The sequence below is a fragment of the Faecalibacillus sp. MSK20_93 genome (genome assembly GCF_020589945.1).
GTDB lineage: Bacteria > Bacillota_I > Bacilli_A > Erysipelotrichales > Coprobacillaceae > Faecalibacillus > Faecalibacillus intestinalis.
This window is the reverse complement of record NZ_JAJDKA010000143.1, coordinates 1-845: the sequence shown is the minus strand read 5'-3', so window position 1 is coordinate 845 and position 845 is coordinate 1. Positions and strand designations below refer to the sequence as shown.

Annotated in this window: 1 pseudogene; it reads right to left on the bottom strand. The window is 42.7% G+C overall.

Annotated elements, in window-relative coordinates:
- A pseudogene (locus LJD34_RS16035) lies at positions 1-845 on the bottom strand (ATP/GTP-binding protein); the annotation flags it as partial.

Below are 845 nucleotides of genomic sequence, written 5' to 3'. Positions count from 1 at the left end.
GTTGCAGGTACACATTTCTTCCCGTATCAACGGAATAGCCCATATAGATACCCGTAGTTTCCCCTAATTGCTGGGTTGCCCCGAAGCCAAGCCCAGCTAAAAAATCTGATTTTACATACTGCACATAGTCGTTGATATATCGCTTGCTGGCTGGAAGAAATTCAGAATGAAGTCCCAGCATATCTCCAGCAGGACGCACCAGCTTTACATTGAGGTCGTCGTAAAAGTCTTTGACTTCATCACAACGGCGTTTCAGCTCGTCAAGATCGGGTGCAGACACCCGTATCACGTAGCTTAACTTATACATACTTTCTTTTGTCTGGTCTAAGTCCGTTTCCAGCTCGTCCACGCTGTCTAATGCGTCCACCACATTTGAGCTGGTTTCATTTCCTGCTTGATAAGCGTGATTGTCAAGGTCTTTCAATTCCTTTTTCTTATTTCTTACTGTGGTAAGTGCTTTTCGGTTCTCCACGATTTCTACATTCATAGAAGTATCAACGGGGAATGTGAATTGCTGTTGCTGAAAATAGAAGATTTCACTTGACGGAAAATCAAGCTCACCTACAATCGCATTGACAGTAAAGTAGGACGCATAACTTTCCTTGTCCTCATGTTCCAAGCGTAAATACCGCTGGCTTTCTTCAATCACACACCTTGTCGGACGGATAAGGTCGTAGTATTTTATCAGCGTTTCTTTGTTCAATTTTTTCTTTGGTAGCTGGTACTCATAATCTTCATAAGCGATACCGTCCCTGCCGTAAAGATGTTCCATGAGATATCCAAAATCATTGATTTCCAAGCGACGCACCTTAAAGCGACGGGAGATTTTATTTTCCAGTAACTTT